The 661-nt window shown below is 74.0% G+C and carries 1 protein-coding gene; it reads left to right on the forward strand.

Translation table 11 applies throughout. The features are described 5' to 3' along the window. Window positions 1–661: MFS transporter (locus B0F77_RS46265; protein WP_158103031.1), on the forward strand; the 661-nt coding region annotated here is incomplete at both ends.

Below are 661 nucleotides of genomic sequence, written 5' to 3' on the forward strand. Positions count from 1 at the left end.
ACGTCATGGTGGCCGCCGACCTGATCCGGGCGGCGCTGCTGTTGTTCATGGCCGTGCCGGGCATGCCGTTGTGGGTGCTCTGCACGCTGCTGGTGCTGGTGCAGTTCGCCGGGGCACCACACGGAGCGGCACGGGCGGCGTTGCTGCCGCAGATCCTGCCCGACGAGCGATACCCGCTGGGACAGGCGGTGCTCAGCACCGTCACCCAGGCCGCCCAGGTCGCCGGGTTCCTCACCGGCGGCGCACTGGTCGCCTGGCTCGGACCCGCGCTGGTGCTCATCGCGGACGCGGCGACGTTCGGCGTCTCGGCGTTCCTCGCGGGAGTGTTCCTGCTCGACCGGCCCGCGCCACACCGCCCCCACGTGCGAGCCTGGCCGGCCGACCTGATCGGCGGCGCGAAGCTCGTCTGGGGGCAACGGCGGCTGCGGTCACTGGTCGCGCTCGCCTGCGTCTCGGGGTTCTACATCGTCGGTGAGGCACTCGCGGTGCCCTACGCCGCGCAACTGGGCGCCGGAGCCGCCGGAGTCGGCCTGATCTTCGCCGCCTACGCCGCCGGCGCGGCCGGCGGCATGCTGCTCGTGGCACGGCTGGACGAACGGCGGCAGCTGCGGCTGATGCCGTGGCTGGCGATCGCCGCGTGCGCCGTTCTCGTCCCGGCCGC

Origin of the sequence: Lentzea kentuckyensis (assembly GCF_002150765.1) — a bacterium.
GTDB lineage: Bacteria > Actinomycetota > Actinomycetes > Mycobacteriales > Pseudonocardiaceae > Lentzea > Lentzea kentuckyensis.